Annotated in this window: 15 protein-coding genes and 3 pseudogenes; 10 read left to right on the top strand and 8 right to left on the bottom strand. The window is 69.6% G+C overall.

The window, feature by feature from the left end; translation table 11 throughout:
* Positions 1-217 precede the first annotated feature (217 nt).
* On the top strand, positions 218-3,640 hold the full coding sequence (locus tag ACFYO5_RS35620) for a DNRLRE domain-containing protein (protein WP_388717228.1): 3,423 nt from the start codon (positions 218-220) through the stop codon (positions 3,638-3,640).
* 223 nt (positions 3,641-3,863) lie between these two features.
* On the opposite strand, the gene ACFYO5_RS35615 is transcribed toward ACFYO5_RS35620, so the two are convergent.
* Together ACFYO5_RS35615 and ACFYO5_RS35610 are read right to left on the bottom strand one after the other, a co-directional pair.
* The gene (locus ACFYO5_RS35615) at positions 3,864-4,349 is read right to left on the bottom strand and encodes a hypothetical protein (RefSeq protein ID WP_388717225.1); all 486 of its coding nucleotides are present in this window, start codon (positions 4,347-4,349) and stop codon (positions 3,864-3,866) included.
* A 302-nt stretch (positions 4,350-4,651) separates the two neighbouring features.
* On the bottom strand, positions 4,652-5,089 hold the full coding sequence (locus tag ACFYO5_RS35610) for a hypothetical protein (protein ID WP_388717222.1): 438 nt from the start codon (positions 5,087-5,089) through the stop codon (positions 4,652-4,654).
* A gap of 465 nt (positions 5,090-5,554) precedes the next feature.
* Between ACFYO5_RS35610 and ACFYO5_RS35605 the strand changes: the two genes are divergently transcribed.
* From ACFYO5_RS35605 to ACFYO5_RS35595, 3 genes and pseudogenes are all read left to right on the top strand, one after another.
* Entirely contained in the window at positions 5,555-9,349 is a 3,795-nt protein-coding gene (locus ACFYO5_RS35605) for a DNA-binding protein (RefSeq protein ID WP_388717219.1), read from the top strand.
* A 27-nt stretch (positions 9,350-9,376) separates the two neighbouring features.
* Positions 9,377-9,805, top strand: a pseudogene (locus tag ACFYO5_RS35600) (hypothetical protein); the annotation flags it as partial.
* 263 nt (positions 9,806-10,068) lie between these two features.
* Positions 10,069-11,004, top strand: a complete 936-nt coding sequence (locus tag ACFYO5_RS35595) for a Ku protein (RefSeq protein WP_388717216.1) — start codon at positions 10,069-10,071, stop codon at positions 11,002-11,004.
* An 818-nt stretch (positions 11,005-11,822) separates the two neighbouring features.
* Here ACFYO5_RS35595 and ACFYO5_RS35590 read toward each other — a convergent pair.
* Positions 11,823-12,140, bottom strand: a complete 318-nt coding sequence (locus tag ACFYO5_RS35590; RefSeq protein ID WP_388717213.1) for a hypothetical protein — start codon at positions 12,138-12,140, stop codon at positions 11,823-11,825.
* A gap of 631 nt (positions 12,141-12,771) precedes the next feature.
* Between ACFYO5_RS35590 and ACFYO5_RS35585 the strand changes: the two genes are divergently transcribed.
* Together ACFYO5_RS35585 and ACFYO5_RS35580 are read left to right on the top strand one after the other, a co-directional pair.
* Positions 12,772-13,239, top strand: a complete 468-nt coding sequence (locus ACFYO5_RS35585) for a lamin tail domain-containing protein (RefSeq protein ID WP_388717210.1) — start codon at positions 12,772-12,774, stop codon at positions 13,237-13,239.
* A gap of 365 nt (positions 13,240-13,604) precedes the next feature.
* Positions 13,605-13,811 (top strand): DUF6417 family protein, encoded by a 207-nt coding sequence (locus ACFYO5_RS35580; protein WP_388717207.1) that lies wholly within the window; start codon positions 13,605-13,607, stop codon positions 13,809-13,811.
* A gap of 165 nt (positions 13,812-13,976) precedes the next feature.
* Here ACFYO5_RS35580 and ACFYO5_RS35575 read toward each other — a convergent pair whose 3' ends face one another.
* The 4 genes and pseudogenes from ACFYO5_RS35575 to ACFYO5_RS35560 form a co-directional block, all read right to left on the bottom strand.
* Positions 13,977-14,582 carry a lytic polysaccharide monooxygenase gene (locus ACFYO5_RS35575; protein WP_388717204.1) on the bottom strand — a complete coding sequence of 202 codons (606 nt, stop codon included), beginning with the start codon at positions 14,580-14,582 and terminating at the stop codon, positions 13,977-13,979.
* A gap of 919 nt (positions 14,583-15,501) precedes the next feature.
* Positions 15,502-16,222: pseudogene (locus ACFYO5_RS35570) on the bottom strand (IS5 family transposase).
* An 81-nt stretch (positions 16,223-16,303) separates the two neighbouring features.
* Positions 16,304-16,507 (bottom strand): hypothetical protein, encoded by a 204-nt coding sequence (locus ACFYO5_RS35565; RefSeq protein ID WP_388717200.1) that lies wholly within the window; start codon positions 16,505-16,507, stop codon positions 16,304-16,306.
* Positions 16,508-16,583: 76 nt separating this feature from the next.
* Positions 16,584-16,898, bottom strand: a pseudogene (locus tag ACFYO5_RS35560) (DUF6233 domain-containing protein); the annotation flags it as partial.
* A gap of 84 nt (positions 16,899-16,982) precedes the next feature.
* On the opposite strand from ACFYO5_RS35560, the gene ACFYO5_RS35555 reads away from it, so the two are divergent.
* Positions 16,983-17,993, top strand: coding sequence for a hypothetical protein (locus ACFYO5_RS35555; protein WP_388717681.1), 1,011 nt, complete (start codon positions 16,983-16,985; stop codon positions 17,991-17,993).
* A gap of 193 nt (positions 17,994-18,186) precedes the next feature.
* Complete coding sequence (locus tag ACFYO5_RS35550) at positions 18,187-18,312, top strand: hypothetical protein (protein WP_388717702.1); 126 nt, start codon at positions 18,187-18,189, stop codon at positions 18,310-18,312.
* Between the two features lie 140 nt (positions 18,313-18,452).
* Here ACFYO5_RS35550 and ACFYO5_RS35545 read toward each other — a convergent pair whose 3' ends face one another.
* Complete coding sequence (locus tag ACFYO5_RS35545; protein ID WP_388717197.1) at positions 18,453-19,745, bottom strand: helix-turn-helix domain-containing protein; 1,293 nt, start codon at positions 19,743-19,745, stop codon at positions 18,453-18,455.
* A 187-nt stretch (positions 19,746-19,932) separates the two neighbouring features.
* Here ACFYO5_RS35545 and ACFYO5_RS35540 point away from each other — a divergent pair, with 187 nt between their 5' ends.
* Positions 19,933-20,400: a glycine-rich domain-containing protein gene (locus ACFYO5_RS35540; protein ID WP_388717194.1), complete on the top strand. Its 468-nt coding sequence runs from the start codon at positions 19,933-19,935 to the stop codon at positions 20,398-20,400.
* Between the two features lie 110 nt (positions 20,401-20,510).
* Positions 20,511-20,966, top strand: a 456-nt coding sequence (locus tag ACFYO5_RS35535; protein WP_388717191.1) for a class I SAM-dependent methyltransferase, incomplete at its 3' end; no start/stop codon positions are given.

Genomic DNA, 20,966 nt, shown 5'->3' with positions numbered 1-20,966 from the left:
AGTTCATGGCGAATGGAGGCGATACGCGCCGTTGGTGAACTGGCGTCATGCCTGTCCGTCATCCCGACACCCCGTGGGATGAGATACGTTCCGACGCCGCCGTCTGTTCATCACCGGGTGACGACAGGATCTTCATCGGTCATCATCAGCTGCCTGGTGGGGGAGCTCCGTCCTGACCGCCGGTTCTTTACTGGGATGGGGAAGGTGAACTCGCCCGATGACGCGCACTTGGCGTCGCAGGCCCGGTCGTCGGGCCACTGCCGCACTTCTGGCGACCGCGGTTGCCACCACGACAATCGTCTATGCCGGGTTCCGGCTGGACGACCACAACGCCCAAGAGGCGGAAGGCCGGCGGACCGCGGTGGTCACCGAGGCCACCGCACTTGAGCAGGCAGCCAGGTCTGGCAGGAACGTCGAGGTGACGTCCGCTCGCACCGCCGCCTCCACGACATGGGCCCGGCCCGACGGCCTGATGGTGAAGCGGCTGTATTCCTCCCCGATCCGCGCCAAGGCGGGCGACGTCTGGAAGACGATCGACCCGAGCCTGCACCGGACGAAGCAGGGATGGGAGCCGAAGGCCACCAACACCCGGATGGTGTTCTCGCCCGGCTCCGGCCAGGACAACGGAGAGCGGGCCTCACGCGCGGGCGTCCAGCGCCTGTCGCTGGTGAAATCTGCCACCGCGGACACGGGAACACCGCTGGTCACGCTGTACGTCGACGACGGCGCCCACTCAATCCAGCTGACCTGGCCCGGCCCCGTGCCCACGCCGATCGTCGACGGCAACCGGATCCTCTACCCAGAGATCTTCCCCGGCGGTGACCTGGTCCTGACGGCCGACGACGACGGCTTCGGCCAGGTCGTCGTCGTGAAGAACCGTCAGGCGGCCGCAGACCCGCATGTGCGCCAGCTCGTCTACGGCCTGCACTCGGCCGACCTGACGTTCCGCCTCGACCCACTGACCGGCATGGTCAGCGCACTGGACACCGACAGTGAAGAGGTTGCGCTCTCTCCGACGCCGCTGATGTGGGACAACAGTGGCTCCCCGGCCGTCACTGACGGAACCGTGGGGGCCACCGCCCAGCCCACCGCTTCCGAGACCCCGAACCCCACGGGTGCAGCCGGCCCTTCGGCTTCCGCTGGGCCCAGCGCCTCGGAGCAGGATCCGGGGACGGACGAACAGGCAGGCAGTCTCGAGGTCCTGCCCTCGGCCACCGACGAACCCGTCCCCGTGACGCAGTCGCCGCTGCCCTCCGTTCCCGCGGAACCGGCCCCCTCGCAGGGCGGCTCCTCCACCACCCTGAGCCTGCCCTCTCTTGAGGGCCCGTCGCCCGACTCGCGTGGCGAACTGGTCATAGCCGACCTGTCCGCGAGCCAGTGGACGCTCACTCCGGACCAGGACTTCCTCAACGACCCGGCGACCGTCTATCCGGTGTTCATTGACCCGTCGGTCAAAAAGCACGTCCAGAACTGGACCACCGCCTACAGCCGCCACCCCAACGCCACGTTCTACAACGGCAAAGGCTTCAACAAGGGCGGCACGCACGAGGCCCGCGTCGGCTTCGAATCCGACACCTGGGGCACCTCGCGTTCGTACTTCAACATCGACTTCGACAAGAACCTCAGGGCCACCAAGATCACCAGCGCCCGGCTGGTGATGCTGGAGACCTACTCCTGGTCCTGCCAGGACCGCTCGATGAGCGTGCACCTCACCACCGCCGTCAACGGTCACACCAACTGGAAGAACGCACCCAAGCTGCACGACGGCAACAAACTCGCCACCAGGAGCTTCGCCCACGGCTACAACTCCAGCTGCCGCGACGCCTACGAGACCTTCGACGTCAAGAGCGGCGCCCAGAAGGCCGTCGACAAGGGCCAGGACACCATCACCTTCGGCCTGCGCGCCCGTGACGAGGACGCCCAGTACGCATGGAAGAAGTTCCAGGCCAACGGCGACAACGCGCCCTACCTGGAACTCGTCTACAACCGGGCGCCCGCCATCGTCACCAACTCCCTCGACCTGGGCCCGGACGGCAAGTGCACCACCAGCGCACCGTACGTCCGCATGGGCTCCGGGAACCTGACCTTCACCGCCAAGGCCACCGACAAGGACGCCAACCTCAACTACCTCGACTTCGACCTCTGGCCCACCAACCAGTGGGGCACCACCGGCGACCTCCTCAAGACCACCGGCAAGGTCTCCGTCGGCGGCGACACCAGTGCCGCCCTGCGCACCACATCCGGATTCTCCACCAGCACCCTCAAGGCCGGCACCGCCTACTCCTGGCGGGTACGCGCCGTCGACGACGCTGGTGTCACGTCCCCGTGGTACCCGTCGACTCCGTGCCAGTTCGTCCTCGACACCGTCTCACCCAAGCCGCCGAAGATCTCCTCCACCGACTTCCCCAACGCCGACGGCAGCCAGAACGGCTTCGGGATCGACGCCGAGGACTCCACGTGGTCCACCAAGAAGTTCGGCACAGCCGGCTCCTTCACCGTGCGGGCCCTGGACACCGACGTCGTGCGCTACGAGTACGGCTTCAACTCCCCCTCCTACCCAGGAGCACTCGCCCGCACCAACGGCACCGCGGTCACCGTCAGCGCGACCATCGCCAGCGCAACACCTCCGGCCGCCGGACCCAACGTCCTCTACGTCCGCGCCGTCGACAGCGCCGGCAACGTCTCCGAACCGACCCGCTACTTCTTCTACGTCACCCCCCGCGACCAGGCCGACAAAGCCGGCGACTTCACCGGTGACGCCCTGCCCGACATGATGGTCGTCACCGCCGAAGGCAACCTCGCCCTCTATCCCGCGCAACTGGACAAAGCCGGCGACCTCGACTACTCCATGCCTGGCGCCTACCGCGCCAACCCGGACAAGGATCCCAACGGCGACGACCTGCCCCCCTACGTGGCCGCTCCCAGCGGACACTTCAAGGGAGCGCTGATCACCCACAACGGCGACATCTACGGCGGCGATGCCCTCCAAGACCTCATCGTGCGCGTCGAGGGCAAGCTGTGGGTGTACCCAGGTGACGGCTACGGCGCCGTCAACATCGACAAACGCCGCGAAATCCTGCTGCCGCCCGGCGCCCCGAGCCCGTCCACCCTCACCCAGATCGTCGCCGCCGGCGACATCACCGGTGACGGACGCACGGACTTCCTCGCCACCATCGGCAACGCGCTGTGGGCCTTCACCGGCTACCACGGCGCCACCATCGACCAGGCCACCCAACTGTCCTCATCACCCTGGCTCGACCGGGACCTGGTGACCGTCATGGACGTCAGCGGCGACGGCGTCGCCGACATCGTCTACCGCCACGCCCCGACCGGACAGCTGCTGCTCCGCAAGGGCATCGCCGCAACCACCGGTGGCGTCAACCTCACCTCCCTGGCCGCCGCTGCCAACTCCGCAGGCGGAGCCGACACCGAGTACGGCGCCTCCGGCTGGTCCAGCACCGCCATCCCGCTGCTGATGGGCACACCCGACGTGAACAACGACGCGATCCCGGACATCTGGGCGGTCATCTCCACCGGACAAGTGAGGTTCTACCCCGGCAGCAAGACCGCCCTGTCGGGCAGTGGCACAGAGATCATCACGCCGAAGGCGTACTGGCAGACCAGGATCGCCATCGGCTGAAACCACTCAGCACCCCTTCCCACTGCCGGTCTCCCGCAGAGTTCTCAGCGGGAGACCGGCACTTCCACCCGCAGGGTCCAGACCCGATTGCGCTGGTCCCCCAGGTCAGAGGCCCAACCTTTCAGCGGGCGAGGGTGACTGGGATGGGGGTACTGGGGCAGTCGGTGAAGATGCTGCTGAGCGCTCTGTTCGGTGGTGTCGATGGCGAGGCCCCAGCGGGTCTTCACCGCGCGATCCAGTCCCCATCGGTCTCGCCGACCCCATACAGCTGCGCCGGGACGTCACCGCCGCAGTGCGCTGGGCGTCGATGTCGCAGACCATCCGGGTCCGCGTCGAACGTGACAGGCCGCGCTGACGCATCAACAGGACCACCGATCGTGCCCGCGACCTGTACCTCCTCAACGAGGACGGCGCCGCTGTTCTGGTCACGGAACTCCTCGCCCTCGCCCACCGCATCGGCCCCGACTTTGGCCAGCGATTCACCGCCCGCCTCGAGCACCTCCTTGCCACCGGCTCCTTCACCGGAGGACCGGAGATTGAGCGGAGGGAACGCTTCGCCGACTGGGAAGGTTTCTGCGGCCCGCAGTGCCCACCCGACCACCGGCGCCTCAACCGCCGCAGCACCGACTACTGCCCCTCGCCGGCCATCACCGGAACCCAAGGCATGGTCGACGAATGACCCGCCCTGTTCGTTGCCGCCCAGATCCACGGATCCACGGGCACCGGCGATTGCATACGCCGAGTCCAAGCCGCAGGGCATCCAGTCCAAATACCCTGCGGTTTCTGGTGCACGGTGGTCGCGATCACCCGTGAACGGAGCCACCCATGCCACAGCCCTAGAGCGCCGCCTGGCACGCCACCGAGGAAGCCGCCGAACGCGCCTGAGTGCCGCCTGGTGTTCACCGGCGGCCGGGGCATCTTGCGCAGGTGGAGCTGCTGAGCTGAGCCGGGTGACCCGAGGCGGCTGCGTGGGTCTTCGCTTCCCTGCGGCGAAGACCCACGCGGCGTTTGTCAGAAGCTCCAGGAGTCGCAGTTGAGCAGCTTCTTGGTGCCGACCTTGCGGTCACAGGCGTACGCGACCACGTTCGCCTTGTTCTTGAACGACCACGACTTGGTGCCGTTGACCACGGCCACCCGGTTCTTTACCGGCCGCCACGCGCCGCCGACGAACTCGTCGTACTTCAGCGCCAGGACGGCCTGGTACTTGTCACCCGCCACACGGTCCTCCGCCGTCGCGCCCATGAACCTGCCGTCGTAGAGCGCACGGCCCCCGGCCCGACCCGCGTACCAGTACTGGTACGTCCCGCTGATTTTGGCCTTGGTGCTGTGGGAGACCGCCCAGAACCCCCTGGCCGGGCCCGCGCTCGCGGACTGCGTGATCGTCTCGGTCTCCGCCGCGGTCGACGCGGCGGCGGACGGTGCACTGCTGAGCGCGAGACCCGTGAACATCCCCGCGACACTGAGGCCCGTGACCGCCTGGCGAAGGCGGGTGCCCCGAATCGTTGCTGAAGCCATTGCTCATCCCTTCCGTATGCAGGCCGGCCCTCCCCCGGAGAGGCCTGGGAAGCCCGCGGATCGACGGCGTGGCCGCGGTCCCGCACCGAAGCGGGCCCGGGGCCGTGCCGATGCCGAAGAGTCCACCGCCACCGGCGTTGTTCAGCACCCCGCTTCCGTGCGGGTGAACAATTTCGCGTCGTCGATCGAGCCGCGTCCCATGCGCCGCGCGGGCCCGCCGCATTCCTTGCTGGGGTGGTCGGCGCCTCATAGGTTGGGCACCGCTGCTCGAGGGGATAGGGGGGAACCAGGGTGGGGCGTCGGGAGAAGCCACTCGATCCGATGGACGGGCCGGTGGCCCGGTTCGCGGTGGAGTTACGCACGCTGCGGCAGGAAGCGGGAAGCCCGTCCTATCGGGTGATGGCACAGCGGGCGGGGTACTCGGTGACGGCGCTGTCGCAGGCGGCTGCGGGGGACAGACTGCCGTCGCTCGCGGTGGCAGGCGCGTACGTGCGCGCCTGCGGGGCCGATCCGGCGCAGTGGGAGGGCCGCTGGCATGAAGCCGCGCGGGAGCGAGCGCAGGAGTCGCCCGCCGACGACGAGGAGGGTGCGGCACCGTCGCCGTACCGGGGCCTGACGCGCTACGAGCCTACTGACGAGGCCCTGTTCTTCGGCCGGGAACGGCTGACCGAGGACCTGCTGCGGCGTGTGGCCGCACACCGCTTCACCGTCGTCTTCGGCCCCTCCGGCAGCGGCAAGTCCTCTCTTCTGCGCGCGGGGCTCATACCCCGCCTGCGCCGCCCGGACGGGGCGACACCGCCTCCTGCGGCCATCCGGATCCTCACGCCGGGCGCACACCCCCTGCGCACGCACGCCCGCCTGTTCACGCCCGCCGCGCGAGACGGCGACACCTGGCTGATCGTGGACCAGTTCGAGGAAGTCTTCACCCTGTGCCGCGACCCGCGGGAACGAGCGGGCTTCGTCGACGAACTCCTGGCCGCGCGGGAACCCGGCAGCCGGCTGCGCGTCGTACTCGGCGTGCGCGCGGACTTCTACGGCCGCTGCGCCGAACACGGCGCGCTGGCGGAGGTGTTGTCCGACGCCGGCCTGCTGGTCACGGCGATGTCGGCGGCTGAACTGCGTCAGGCCGTCGTAAAGCCCGCCCAGGCCGCGGGGCTGATCGTGGAACGCGAGCTGACCGCCCGGCTGGTGACCGAGGCCGGCAGCGAACCGGGGGCGCTGCCGCTGCTTTCCCACGCGCTGCACGAGACCTGGCGGCGACGGCACGGCCGTACGCTGACCCTCCGGTCGTACGAAGCCACGGGCGGTCTCCACGGCGCCGTCGCCCGCACCGCCGAGGATCTCTACACCCGGCTCACGGACGACTGCGGGGAACTGGCGCGCCTGATCTTGCTGCGTCTGATCGCTCCCGGCGACGGCGCTCAGGACACCCGGCGTCCGATCCGGCGCGCGGAGCTGGACTTCGGCGATCGCGACGAGGTCGACGCCGTGGTGGACCAACTGGCCAGAGCCCGGCTGATCACCCTGGACGACGACACCGTCGACCTCGCCCACGAAGCACTGATCACCTCCTGGCCCCGGCTCGGGGCCTGGGTGGACGCGCACCGCGACCGCCTGCGGGCCCACCGCCACCTGACCGAGGCGGCGCACACCTGGCAGGAACTGGCGCACGACCGCGGCGCCTTATACCGCGGCACCCGGCTGACCACGGCGCAGGAGCACTTCGGCGCCGCCGACGGCCGGGCCGCGGAGCTGACCGGCCCCGAGCGCGCCTTCCTCACCGCGAGCCGCCATGCCCACACCCGCGCCCGACGCCGCCGTCGCGTACTGTCCGGCACCCTCGCCGTGCTGGTGGTCCTGTCGGTGGTGGCGGGCGTGCTGGCGTGGCGGGAGAACCGTACGAGCGAGCGCCGGCACGTCCAGGCGGAGGCCCGCCGCATCGCCGCGGCCGCCGCCACCATGCGCGACCACGACCCCGTCGCCGCGATGAGGCTGAGCCTTGCCGCCTGGCGGCTTGCGGAGTCCACCGAAACCCGCTCGGCGCTGCTGGGCGCCATGGCCCAGCACGAACAAGGGTCGTTCACTCTTCCCGACTCAGCCGCCGATGCTCTGGCCAGTGAGTTGACGGCCGACGGCCGGACGCTGGTGTCGGTGGGTACGCGGCGTGTCCACACCTGGGACCTGAGCGCGCGGCGGCCCACGGCCCGTTCGTATCCCGGGCTCGGCAAGCTGGCCGCGGGTGGCCCGGACGTGACGATGAGCCCTGACGGCCGGTTGCTGGCGGTGGCGTCAGAGGACCGTACGCTGCTGTGGGACGTCCGCGCCGGGCGCGTGGTCGGGCGTCTGCCCACGACCCTGTCGGCCAGCACCGTCTTCTCGGCCGACGGCAAGCGCGTGGCGGTGCAGGAGTGGGGGACGGACGACTCGAACTCCGGGCTCGGCGACGTACGCACCAGGCTCGTCGACGTACGCAGCGGTCGCACGGTGCTGAGCATGAGGCAACGGCATCCCGACGAACCGGAGGTCGTGGCGCTCAGCGCGGACAACCGCTGGCTGGCCAGGTGCGCCGACGAGGGACCGCTGGAGATCTGGGACATCGCCCGGCGCACCCGGCTCAAGCGCGCCTGGCTCGACAGGAACGCGGAACGGCTCGACTGCGGCGACGCCTCGTTCGTCTTCACCCCGGACAGTCGGCACCTGGCGCGTATCACCGGCGGCGAGGTGCGCCGGTGGGACCTGCGCAGCGGCCGGCAGGCGCCACGGCTGGTGAGCGAGGGGCTGGAGGACGTCCGTTTCAGCGCGGACGGCAGGTTCATGGCGGCGTCCACGGCGGAGGGGGTAGCGCTGTGGCGGTCGGCCGCACCGGAGGCACCCGTCTTCCGCCACGCCACCGCCCGCAGCGCCTCCCAGGGCTTCGAACTCGACCTCGACGCGGGCGCCCTGCGCTATTTCAACGAGTCCAGGACGGTCCTGTACTCCCTGAATCTGAAGTCCGCGCTCAACGCGCCGTGGCGCGAGGACTACTTCCCCACGGGGCAACTGACCCCGGACGGCCGCACGCAGGCGGTCGTCCGACACACGGACGACGGTGAGGAGGTGCGGCTGGTCGACACCCGCAGCGGGCGGACCGTGTTCACGCCGCCGGTCGAGCTTTGTGCGAGGGACGCCGCGGGCGGCACCGCGTCCGGGGGCGCTCCCGACTCGGTCGAAAAGGCCCTGGTGGCAGAACTCCCAGCACAGGCCCCGGCGGAAGAGCCCGCCGCGACAGGTGTGGAGCTGGGTGATGCGCCGCAGCAGCCACAGGAGTGCACCGACCTCATGACGTTCAGCGCCGACGGCAGGTACTTCGCGCATGGGCGGGCGCGGCCGATGGAGGACTCCTTGTCGTCGGCACGGGAACGGGTCACCGTCTGGGACGTCAGGGGGCGCCGCGCGCACGCCGTGGTCGACGTGCGCGCCGACGAGATCGGCATGAGCGGCCTGGACGACATCGCGCTCAGCGCCGACGGAAGCCGTCTGTTCGTGGCCCGGACCACGATGCGCGAGACGACCGAGGTGTGGGACGTGAAACCGGGCGGCGGGTCCAGGAAAGTCAAAACGCTCTCCGGCATGTCCGGCGACGGACTCGCGGTACGGCGGGATTCGGCCCGGGTGGCCTCCTGGAAGGCGATCGCCGACCCCCGCTCGGGGAAGACCGTCGTCAAGTCGCTGAGCGACACCATCACGAGCGAGCTGGCGTTCAGCCCCGGCGGACGGTACCTGGCCGCGGGGGACAGCTACGGCCGGGTGACCATCTGGGACGGCGCCGGACGCACGAGGCGCGCGGTACTGTCCGCCGCGGACGCCGGCGCCGCTTTCCCGTCCGGCGACGACATGGTCAGCGCACTCGTCTTCTCCCACGACGACACCACCCTCGCCGTCGCCACCCACTCCGGAGCCATCCAGCTGTGGGACGTACCGTCCAGCCAGCCACTGGGCTCGTCGCTGCCCACACCCGGGGACAGCATCACGTCCCTGGCCTTCGCCCCGGACGGCAGGACCTTGTACGCGGGCGGCTCCCACGTCCCCTTGCAGAAGTACGCACTCGACCCCGCGGACCTCGTGGCCGCCGTGTGCGAGCGCGTGGGTTCGGGACTGTCGCGGAAGGACTGGCGGGCGTACCTGCCGGACCAGCCCTACCGCGCCACGTGCTGACGCCCGGCCGGTCCAGCTGGGCTGATCAGCTATCGCGGTACAGGGGTCGAATACGTGGCACAACGCCTGCCGTGCCCAGTCGAATGGCATCCCGGTTTCCGGCTCAGCATGGCTGAACTGCGTCGCCATCCGCACTATCGCGGCCAGGCGTATGTGGATCTGGGAGCCAAGATCGCTCACGGTGGCTGGCTTACGCCCAGGGATATCGGAGACGCTGCCCGCACGGGTCGATACGCTCTCCAGGATCTCAAGAAGGTCTGGCACTGCCTGGCCCGGTTCGGGAAGCTCGCGGCTGTCGATATGCCGTGCTGCGTCCGCCACGTCGGTGTGAGGGTTCGAGGCCAGGCGGGATTGCCTGGTTGCGGCGACTGGGCTGATGCCGCCTGGATCTCCGGGAGCGATGGCGTCATGTCGGTGCCGTGCCGGGAGCGCAGCAGGACGCAGACGTCGTGGTAACGGGCAAGCGGGGCGCGGTAGCCGTCCCATTTCGTGCGGCCCAACCGGGCGGGGGTCGGGGCTGGGCTTCGGGGTGGTGAGCATCGGCTGAGGCAGGGTCCAGGTCACCCGCCATGCCTTCCACCGCGGACGCTCCGTCGCCCGGGTCGAGTCCTGCGATGACCTGCTGGGTGGGGTGATACCACGTGGGTGTGCTGCAGGGGTGCGGGGCGGTGGGGGTGCTTTTAGTCTGGTGGTGCTCGGGGCTACTGCGGAGGTTTGCCATGCCCCGAACCATCTGGTCCGGAGCCATCAGCTTTGGCCTGGTCACGGTGCCGATCAATGTGGTCAGCGCGACCGAGGACCACAGCATCCATTTCCACCAGTACCACCTGGAGGACATGGGGCGGATCCGTACGCGGAAGGTGTGTGAGCTGGAGGACCGTGAGGTGGGCCAGGGGGAGATCGGCAAGGGCTACGAGGTGACGAAGACGCAGGTCATCCCTATTTCGGAGGATGAACTGCGTGATCTGCCGCTGCCGACGGCGAAGTCGATCGAGATCGAGGCGTTCGTACCTTTGGAGTCGGTGGACCCGATCCGGATCGGCGAGGGCTACTACCTCCAGCCGGCCGGGCAGGTGGCGGCCAAGCCCTACAAGCTGCTGCGGCAGGCGCTGGCGAGGTCGGCGAAGGTCGCGGTCGCCAAGTACGCGTGGTCGGGCCGTGAGCGGCTGGGGTTGCTCCGGGTGCGCGACGACGTGATCGTCTTGCATGCGATGCGCTGGCCCGACGAGATCCGCGACCCTGCGGAACTGCTTCCGCCGCCGGTGGAGATCTCGCAGGAGGAGATCGACGGTGCGCTGGCGCTGATGGACACCATGACCCGTGACGACCTGGAGGGCGAGGAGTTCCGCGACACCTACACCGATGCGCTGGCGCAGGTCATCGAGGCCAAGCAGGGCGACAAGCCGCTCCCGGAGGTGCCGCAGGCGGAGGAGCCGGGCAAGGTCCTGGACCTGATGGCGGCGTTGACGGAGTCGGTGAGCAAGGCGAAGGCCGCCCGCGGCGAGACGGGCGACGCGGACGTCCACGACCTGCCGAAGAAGAAGACAGCCGCCAAGAAGACGGCGAAGGCCCCGGCCAGGAAGGCGACGGCGAAGACCGGACAGAAGACGACCGCGGCGAAGAAGACGTCGGGCCGCAGACCACGCAGCGCCTGACAATTTCGTGTCTGTGGATGATCAGATGGTCGTGCCACAGGGGGGGGCGAACATGTCGTTGCTTCCTGGGGGTCGGTTTCCAGGAGGGCGAGTGTGCTGGTGGCTGTGCGGAGGGCGGCTTCCAGGCGGTCGGGGGAGTGCAGGGTGCCGTTGCCGTCGGGTGGGATGATCCATTCGAGGTGTCCGGTGTCGCGGTAGGGCGGGGGGACCGGGATCCAGCAGCCTTTGCCGACGTGACGGATTCCGGCGCCGATCCATTGCTGGCCGGGTCCGGGGGGCAGGAAGAAGCCGACTCGGTGGGCTTTGCTGTGCCGCAGGACGGGGCCGGGGGTGCGCAGCGGATCGTGCCACAGGACGTTCAGGGCGAGCAGGCCGAGTTCCTCGGGGACGGTCCGGCTTCCAGCAGGGCGGTGCCCGTTCCGTGATCCCACTGCCGTTTGCAGTCCCGGGGGTTCGTTGCGGCCGCCGCGAGCCATTCGACGCTGCGCATCCACGCCGTGCTCCACATGTCCGCTCCTGAGGGTTTCGTCGTCTGGGCAGGGGAAAAGTGCCGAACGCCACCCCTACGGCTGGACGGTGTGTGAATAGGTGCAGGTCAGCCGCCTGATCATGTTGGGTGCTGTTCTAAGCCGGAGGGAAGGGTGGCGGACGGTGGCGCTTTCACGGCCGATGACACAGCGCACTGGTGCCGCCGCCAGTGCGCCAGTGCGCTGCCGCAGCCAACAGTGTGCCGTTGACATCCACGGCGTGCCCCGTGCGTGGAAGTACCCGGCATGCTCCGCTCTGTGCTGCGGCATGCCGGGCTCGTGGTGGTGGGTTCATAGGGTGTGGGTCAGCCAGCGCTGGAGGGTGGCGTTGACGCCGGCGGGCAGGTTGCTGAGGTGGTCGATGGCGTCACGGTCTTCGGGGCGGGGCGGGATACCAGCTGTGGTCAGTGCTGCCTGGAGGTCGAGGCGGTGCCGGTCGCGCGGGTCAATGGTGTAACTGAGGCGTTCGGCGGGATTGGGTGGTGCCAGCAGGAAGTCGGCGTCCTGGCAGGGGCCGGCGGGGGCCGGCCAGCAGCCGTCGGTGATGACGGCGGCGTCAGGGGCGGCGAACGCGTGAGGCGTGTGGTGCTCGAAGGCGGTGGCGGTCACGTGGATCTCCTCATCTGCGGGTGCGGGTGCGGGTGCGGTTGTGAGGGAGGGGAGCCCCGCGGACCTCGTGTTGGTTGCGGCCGCGGCGGGATGTCATGCCGTTGGCGTCTTCGAGGGCTCATCGTCTGGTCCGACGAGCGGGCAAGGCCGGGTAGCGAGGATGGGGGCAGCGAGGGGTGGAGCAGGTGTCGGCAATGCGGTTCTGGCCTCGCTGGGGTCACCCGGGCTGTTGCCCGGTGATGTCCCGGCAGTCCGCGGAGCGTCACGGAGCGCGCGCCGGAAAGCGCTGTTACTCACCTGCGGGTGAACGCTGGCGGGCGGCCGGGGTGGCGTGGTGTGGCGGTTCCGGCCGACGGCCCGGGCGCCGCAGCACTCCTGCGTCCGCGGAGGCGTCAACCTGGTGCATTCACGGCATCAGTGGCTCTTACAGGTGAGGGTCACGAAAATGTGGATGGACTGTCACGCCGTGTGCGAAATGCCCTGCCGACGGTCACATCGTGGCCATGGTGTGAGGGCGCGGCCGACTGGCCGCCACCCGCACACCGCACGACCCGGCCCTGCGCGCCACGTTCTTTCGGCGCCGGGGGAGGGAAGTGCCTGCACCTTGGGGGCCCTTGTGTCTTCTTCCGCTGTGACTGTTCGTCGTCTGGCTGCCGCTTCGCTGGCTGCCGCCGCTGTCGTGGGGACGGTGGCGCTGCCGGCGTCGGCCGCCGACCACGCCCGTCCGGAGCGGCCCAAGGTCGAGATCAGCGCGGTCCAGTACGACGCGCCGGGCCGCGACACCCGCGCCAACCGTTCGCTGAACAAGGAGTGGGTGGAACTGACCAACACCACCCGCCGCGCCGTCAACCTGGACGGCTGGACGCTGTCGGACGCCGACGGCCACACCTACACCTTCGACCACTACCGCCTGGCCGGCCGCGCCACGGTGCGCATCCACACCGGTGAGGGCCGCGACACCCGCACCGACCTGTACCAGGACCTCAGCCGCCACATCTGGGACAACCGCTCCGACGCGGCCACCCTGCGCAACGACCACGACCGCATCGTCGACAAGACCTCCTGGGGCACCCGCCACCACGGCGGCCACCACCACTGATCCCGCCAACCCTGTGCAGTAGCTCCCTGCCCGGCCGGGCCGCCGCAAGGCGGGATCCGGCCCAGTGGCCTCCTGGTGCACGGCGCAACCCTGCGCCGGGTACCGGAAACAGGGAATGTCTGCCGGGGTGAGTGGGTTGGAGAGGGTGTGGTTGTGGAGGGGACAGTGTCCCCGGGCCTCACCTATAGCCTGCAGGGACGATCGTTCGGCTGAAGCCCTGCAGAGCCTTTCGCCGCGTAGGCGACCGCCCTCCACGACCACACCCCCGCTTTGTCGCAGCCCCGGCCCCGGTGTCCTCACCGGGACCGGGGCTGCGGGCGTTCGCGCTGCCGTGACCGCGCTGCAGCGGAGGAGTTGTCCCGGTCATGGACGACTACGAGCACCTGGACCTTGACGAGATCGACTTCGCGCCCGTGGAGTACGACGAGGAACGGCTTCCGCTGCTGACGCTGGGGGAGGCCCACACCCTGCTCAGGGTGCTGCGGCACGTCGCACTGGAGAGCGGCCCGGTCGCGGCCGAGGCGGACGGGCTGTCGAAGGAGATCGCCGCGCGCATCCCGTCGGCAGACTGACGACGCGACCTGCCTGCGCTGCCGGCGCGGACCCGTGTGTGAGTGGCCTTTGGAAGGTTGATGGGCAGGGGCCAAATGGGGCCCCTGCCCCGACAGGGTTCGGTCGGCCGGACGGCGGGTTACCGGCGCCCGGCCGAGGCCGGTGTCGTGTGCGTGCTGTGCGGCTCAGCCGAAGTTCACGTCGCTGCACCACATGTAGGCCTGGTCGAGGTGCGAGGCCTGCCAGATCACGAACAGGATGTGGTGTCCGGTGTAGCCGGAGGTCTGGACAGGGAACGTGATGTTCTGCGCCGGGGCGAAGCGGCCGGTCTGCGTGATGAAGTCGAGGTTGCTCCAGCCCAGAGTCTGCGTCTTGGGGTTGAAGCCCTGCTTGCTCACGTAGACCTTGAAGTAGTCGGCACCGTGTGACGCCTGGTCGTACAGGTGGACCGAGAAGTTGTTGCCGACGGTGGTGGTCTTCCACGGTCCGGGCTTGTTCAGGCTGTCGTTCCTCGAGAGGTTGTTGCTGCAGAGCGTCCCGTCGGGGGTCCGTGCCTGGAACTGGCCACCGAGGCCGTCGCGGAGCGCGCTCATCCAGTTCCACATGGTATCGGGGTTGGCCTGGAAGGCCTGCCAACACATGGGGTCTTGGGTCTGCATGGCCGGGTTCGTGTGGTTGTTGCCCCACGTCTTCCAGCACTGGTACGCGCGGGTGGCGGGGCCGACGACGGTGCCGTGAGCCTGGGCGGGGGCCGACCAGGCGAGTGCGCCGACAACCACGGCGAACAGCATGACGAACGCCTGGAGAGGTCGGCGGAGGGGCGACAAACGCCCGGCTAACGGACTCTGTTTGCGCATGTGGGGGGACTCCTTCCAGTTGCAAGGCTGTCATGGGAGCGCTCCCAACCCAAGGTAGGTATTCCGAGTGAGATGTCAATGAAACAAACGGAGTTGATTACAGGGATGGGCGGCCAGCAGGGATCTGCCGTGAGCCCGGAGTCAGAACCGTTCCCGGGACCGGAAAGCGAGGATGCGGCCTGGAATGGTGTGCCTGGCCGGCGATGCCGCTCTCTCCTGCGCAACCTACATATATCCATCAAACACTCATTCCGGGATAAAATATCGGGAGAAAATGACCTCTAAGGACTCGTAACACGATCTTGCTGGCGTGCCGCGGCTGGTGGGCGCGCTGTTGAGTAGGTTGCCGCTGTCGAGGTCATTCACGGGCTACGCCGGAGTCATGCTGGGATGAAGCTCGGCCACCAGGGTGGGACGTTGCCCGGGCACAACGGGGCGGGGTAGGAGTCCGGCATGCCGAACCATGTGACAAGGAACCAGGTGAACCACAGGGTGAAGATGAACCCTGCAGTCAGGGCTGTCCTGCGATGACGTCTTCCGAGGGTGCTGTGCAGGATCACCCACGGAACCGCAGCGGCGATCCAGATGAGAGGCGCAAGAAACAGCAAAGTCATGCCGTTGGCTGCCGCGCTGGTGCCGATGTCACAAGCAGCCCATGCCCTCCCAATCGCAGCAGTGGACACCACCGCGGTCAGCCCACCGAAGAGGACACCAAGGCCGATTCCTCTGAACCAGCGGCTCGGAGGACTCGACGGCGCTGCTCCCATGATCATCTCCCCCGCATCGCCGTAGGTGCGGAGGGTACCAACGTTCTGAAGCAGCCCGATGAGGCCCTGGCCTGCCCTGACACCGGTCAGTCGTTTTTGTGCTTCCGAAGCCGTCGCCAGCAGATGAGACTGCAGGCCAGGGAGACGAAGGCGTCAGGGCGTTCGGAGCGGCGTTCCCAGCGGACGGCGAGGCGTTTGAAGTGGTGTAGCAGGGCGAAAGTCTGCTCGACGACGTAGCGGAGCTTGCCCATGCCCTGGATGTTCGGGCTTCGGGCCTGCGGCGGGGCCGGCCGGGGCGGCCCGCGACGGGCGGGATGCCGTCGACCAGGGCCAGGGTCTGGGTGACGTCGTTGACGTTGGCCGCAGTCGTGATGACCTTGAGCGGGGTGCCGCATCCATCGCAGATCAGGTGGTGTTTGCTGCCCGTTTTCCGCCGGTCGACCGGCGACGGACCCGTGTCGGCGCCCCCTTTTTCGCGCGGATGTGAGAGCCGTCCACGCACGCCCGTGACCAGTCGAGTTCGCCGGCGCGCGTTCAGCTCCGCGAGCAGGACCCGATGTAGCCGGTCGAAGACTCCTGCTTTCTGCCACCGGTCCAGGCGGCGCCACCAGGTCTGCCCCGAGCCGAACCCCAGCTCCAGGGGCAGGAGTTGCCAGGCTATGTCGTTGTAGAGGACGAACAGGATGTCCTGGAGGCAGAGCCGATCCGCCACGGTCGTGGCCCCGGGGACCGCTCCGGCCACGGCGGCAGTAACGGCTCGATCAGCGCCCACAACTCATCGTCCACGATCCATGGTCGAGTACCCACACCCCACGAACGGCCGAATCGTCACACCAGTTACGCCCCACCAGCACGCTTCAACAAGATCCTGTTACGAGCTCTAAAGACTTAGGTGCGGGTGCTGGTGTGCTGGACGGTGGTGCCCCATGCCTGGATGACGGGCGTCATGCACCACTGGCAGAGCGGGATGCCGCCGCGGCCGTACTTGTGGGTCTTGCGCTGGCAGGTGGCGCAGGGGCCGACCTGGCTGCCCAGGCAGACGAGCGCGGACGGGTCGGGTTCGTTGACCGGTGGCGGGGGAGTGGTGTTCATCGACGGTGTCCTTCAGGCGACGCGGGGATCGGTGCGGGGTGCTGCCGTCGGATAAGTCGATGATGTCCAGCTGTGCGTTGGGCCGGCAATGGGTACAGGCCCGCAGGCCGTCGGACAGGAGGCGGCGGGCTTCGTCGCGGCCGACGGGCCGGCGCCGTTTGCCTGCCATGTAGGAGTCGCCGGCGTGGACCTGGAGGGCCGGCTGGCCGGTGCCGATGCCAAGTTCGACCACCCACTCCGGCGGCCGGGGCCGGCTCCGCCGGCCGCGGCCGGTTTCCGCCTGCCGCTGCTGGAGAGCCGCGATCTTGGCGTCGATGCGTGCCAGCCACAGCGTGTGCCATACCCGCAGCGTGTGCAGGCGCTTGAGGTCGGGCGGCAGGTCATCGAACATATTTTTGATTCTATGCCCGTCATCCACCCCGCGCTCTCGCGTGTTCGATTTTCTGTTCGATACGGTGGAGTGGAGGTGATGGTGATGGTTTCCGAGCGGGTGCCGGCGGGCGGGGTGTCATCGGTGATGCATGTGCGCTGCCCGGACCGTCTGCCGGAGGAGGCCTACCGCCGTGTCCTGGAGGAGCTGGCCGGTCTGTCGCCGGTGGTACAGGCGCTTCCGCCCAGCGCGGCTCTGGTGGAGTTGAAGGGCGCCCTGCGCTACCACGGCACGGACGCCCGCCGCCTGGGCGAGATCCTGCGCGTGCGCACGCTCTCCCGCCTCGGTGTCGACGTACGCGTCGGCATCGGGCCGTCGGTCACGGTCGCGGCCACCGCCTCCGCCCGGATCGAACAGCCCGGTGGTGTTCTGGCCGTCGCCCCCGATCAGGTGGCCGGCTGGCTGGCCGCGCTGCCGGTCGACGCCCTGCACGGTATCGGCCCCCGCCAGGCCGAGGCCCTCCGTGACTACGGCATCCACACCGTGGGCCTGCTCGCCGCCGTCGACCCCGCCACCGTGCAGCGCCTGGTCGGCGGGCGCGCCGGTCGTCTGGCCGCCGACCGCGCCCGCGGCATCGACCCGCGCCCCGTCGTCCCCCGCACTCTGCCTGCCACTGCCACCGTCCGGCGCGCCTTCGACCGACAGGCTCTGGACGGCGCCACCGTGCGCGCCGCCCTCCTCGACCTGGTCGTGCAGCTCGCACTGCTGCTGCGCCGGCGCGGACAGGCCGCCCGCGCGCTCACCCTGACCTTGAAGTTCGCCGGCAACAGCGGCTGGGAGAAGACCCGCCGTCTGAGGGAACCGTCCGCCCACGACGACGACCTGCGCGTCCTCGCCTACCAGCTGATGGACGCGGCAGGACTACAGCGCGGCCGCCTGACCGCCATCGCCCTCAAGGGCGAGGACCTCATCGCCGCCGACCAGGTCGCCCAGCAGATCAGCCTCGACGACGCCCGCGAAGCCCGCCTGCTCGCCGAAGAGGCAGCCGACCGGATCCGCGACAAGTTCGGCAACGGCGTGATCGGCCCGGCGGCCGTCTTCCGCCGCGCCTGCTGATCCGTTCCCGCCGGCTGTGGAGGGGCTGCTCGTGCTGAACCGACCTGACTGTCCGGGGCCCGCCGCCATCGGATGCACGGGTGACTTGCCATGGCCGGACCGGTCTTGGGCCGCCCGCCCGACGGCGGAGATCTCTTTTACCAAAAACATCAGACGGGTTCGATCCGGGGAAAACCGCCCAGCGCCGATGGCCGTGTCCGGCATTGCCGCCCGCGCCCTTATCCAGACCGCGATCGACGAGTCCCTGACCTGGTCGAGCCCGGTCGGCGCGGCGATCATGCTGGCGGGCGCGGCGCTGACCCAGGTCCGCCCGAAGTGACGGGCGGCGTCACGGCCAGCCGGATTCACCAGTCGTCGACGATGTCGAAGTTGGCGGCGATCGGCATGCCGTCGTGCGTGAACACCGCCACGAGGTAGTCGTCCGAAGCGGTCAGTAGTGCAACGGTGCCTGTCGTGACGTCAGATAGCCCGTGTCACTGCGGCGTGCAGTTCGCGTACGCCGCTGGTACGCGGATGCCGCTCGGCGAGCTCGGTGACGATGCGGCGGATCGCGGGCCGGTCGCGGACCTCGCCGGGGCTGGCCCGGTAGGCGTCCAGCAAGGTGCGGGCGGTCTGCTCGGGCCGTTGCCAGGCCCACCAGGCGCGTGCCATGTCGGTACCCAGGCGGGCCTTGCGCTCCGCGGTCGCGAACTGCTCGGGCCGAAGGTTCTTCCCGGCGTTCAGGGCGGCGCCGGCGTCGCCGAGTGCCCAGTGCACGCCGACCGTGTACAGGTCGACGGCGGCCGGGCTGATAGCGAACAGCCGGCCGGGTGGAGCGGCCTTGGGCAGGCGGCGGGCGGCGCGGCGGGCCTCCTCGGTCATCGCCAGGGCCTCGCTGCGCTGCCCGGCCCGGGCAGCGGTGTAGGCCACGGTGCAGAGCATCTGTGTGTAGGCGGCGGCCGTGGCCTCGGTGCGCAGCCCGCTCGCCTCCAGGCCGTCGGTTGCCGAGGACATCAGGCGCTGGGCGGCGCGGTGCTGGTCCTGGTGACGCAGCACGATGGCCAGTTCCCGTGCCGCGGCCGCGGCCGCGAGCGGGGAGCCGGAGATCTCGGCCCAGGTGCGGGCCCGGTCCGCGGTGAGCCGGGCGCGGTTGTAGGAGCCGAGCTTGATGAGGACGGCGGAGGCGAGGCTGTACACGGCGGACAGCCGGGCCTGGTCGAGGTTGCGGCGGGAGGCAACGGCGTGGTGCGCGTCGGCGATGAGGCCGGGCAGGGCTGCCAGGAGCCGTGCGTGCGCACCCTGGTCGTACAGTGCGCGGGCGCTGGCCAGGCGGCTGTCCAGCGGCCCGGCATTGAGCGGGGCCGGGATGGCGGCCAGGGCGTCATCCAGTCCCATCAGCAGGGCGGCAGGGCCTGCGGCCGCCGTGGCGGCGAGCAGCGTACGGCGGCGCATGGGGTCCTCCTCGGCGTCACGCTGACCGGCCGTCACTCTAGTGGCCGTCGTTGCCGTAGCGGGGGGTGGCGCGAGGGATGTCATGAGAATGTGCCGGGGCACACCGACTTCCCGTGCGGCACGGTGCACCAGCGCCAGGTCAGCGATCCGGGTACGGCGCTCCAGACGGGAGACGGTCGAAGGCGAACAGCCGATCCTCTCCGCGAGCACGGCCAGCGTCCAGCAGTGATGCTGGCGCCCGATCCGGATGAGCGCGCCGGGGTACCGCTGCGCGGCCAACTGCAGTGCTGTCGTGGTGCTCCAGAGCGGGTCGACGGGCACGCGTCCCTCCCACACCGCACAGACAGGGAAACTCCACGCTACGGGCGCCGGCCGGGCGCGTCGAGGCCGCTTGCACGACATGCAAATACCTTGCAGAGATAGACAGTTGATCACCGTGAGGCCGGTCCGCGCGGTGTGCTGGGTGCACCGCCCCGCGTCGCGGGGCACCGTCCATCGGAGGCACTCCATGACCACCGCCGCTGTTGCATCCCTTCCGGCCGCCGACTTGGCGACCGGCCCGGTCCGCTGCGCACGCGACGTCGTGCCGGCCGACCTGTGGGACAAGCAGGTCGGGCTCCTCATGCGGGACTACCCCTACGACTCGGTCATGGCCTCCAGGGTCCTCGGCCAGGGCTACGCCTACCTGCTGACCGCGATGAACCACCGGGGCGATGGGCTGGGACTGGCGCCCAGCAAACTCGTCGACATCGGCGTCCACACGGTCATCCTGGACACCGTCGCGTACGCCGAACTGTGCGAGAAGTTCAACGACGGACAGTTCCTGCACCACGTGCCCGAGGTGGACATGAAGAACGACGGCTCCGTGATCACAACGGCCCGCATCGTCGCCGTCGACGGCTGGGAGGTCGACCTGCCGCTGTGGACGGACGCCGCCGACTGCGGCCCGTGCCACCCCGGCAACGACTCGCACTGACCACCACGCAGCTACGAGTTCCTCGGGCCCCGGCCGCACGGCGGGGGCCCGACGGCACGCCCGGGTGAGATTTCGGCGAACCGGCCCACGGCCCGGTCACGGCCGCCAGGATGGTCCGGGTGACCACCAGCACCGCAGACCTCTGGCACCACTACGGCCGCGCCCGCGCCACCAGTGACCGCGCGGTTCCCGGTACCTTCACCTGGAACTGGGGCCAGAATGCGGGGCCCGGCCCCGAGGTCCTCGGTGACCTGACCGGCCGCTGTGTGGGCGACCTCGGCGCCGGCACAGCCCGGCACGCGGCGCACCTGGCTGCCCATCACCGACCCGCCCGGGTCATCGCCATCGACGCCTCGCCCGCCCAGCACGCCATGGCAACCGACCTCTACGCCCGCCTCGCCCCCCGCCTGCGCATCGTGCAGTCCGACGTGGTGCCCCACCTGCAGGCGATGACCGGCGCGTACGACGTGTTGTACAGCGTCTTCGGCGCCGTGGACTTCACCGACCCGCGCGAGCTGCTTCCCGCGGCGGCAGCCGCGCTCAAGCCGGGCGGGCGCCTGGTGTTC

The organism is Streptomyces sp. NPDC006259 (genome assembly GCF_042870975.1).
Classification (GTDB): Bacteria; Actinomycetota; Actinomycetes; order Streptomycetales; family Streptomycetaceae; genus Streptomyces.
This window is presented reverse-complemented; position numbering and strand designations above follow the sequence as displayed.